Origin of the sequence: Rhizobium alarense (assembly GCF_021555155.1) — a bacterium.
GTDB classification, from domain to species: domain Bacteria; phylum Pseudomonadota; class Alphaproteobacteria; order Rhizobiales; family Rhizobiaceae; genus Rhizobium_D; species Rhizobium_D alarense.
In genome coordinates, this window is record NZ_JAKGBU010000199.1 from 1 (window position 1) to 605 (window position 605).

Sequence of the window (605 nt, forward strand, 5' to 3'; positions counted from 1 at the left end):
AATTTGTTCGTCGTCTTGCTTGTCATAGACCCTACTTCTCACGAGTTGGGGTCTCCGGCAAACCCGGCGCGGTTCACCCCGTGTCTTATGCTCCTAGGCGAAAACGCCGTCGGGAAATCAAGTATTCTCCAGGGAATTGCCCTTGCGCTAATCGGTCCGAGCGAAGCGAAGCGGCTTAAGATCGAACCTACCGAGTTGCTTAGCGCTGAGAACGGACCGCGCTTTGACCAACTGTCGCCGGAGGATGCAGTTGTCCGCATTGATTTCCGTTTGTCCGGCCGATCCACCATATTCACCTTCGACGCCGCACTCCGCAAGATTCAAGGTGCATCCGGGCCGGCCGGTCTTGTACTTGGCTATGGCCCACATCGCTACTTCGGTCCACGTCGGTCCGACCGTCCCGACACAGCTCATGCCCGTGTGCGCTCCCTATTCAGTCCAACGGCCGCATTGCCGTTCCCGACGACTTGGCTGAATTCACTCGATCCTAGCAGCTTCAACGAAGTGGCCAAGCTCCTGCGGATAGTTCGTAAGCGGCAAGGAGACCCCATCTGGCGCGGCTGATGCTGAGCAGGGTATTTCGGGCATACGAGTTCTCTGAATGT

1 pseudogene is annotated in these 605 nt (G+C 57.4%); it reads left to right on the forward strand.

From position 1 onward, the window contains the following. Positions 1–564: pseudogene (locus tag LXM94_RS25990) on the forward strand (ATP-binding protein); the annotation flags it as partial. Positions 565–605 lie beyond the last annotated feature (41 nt).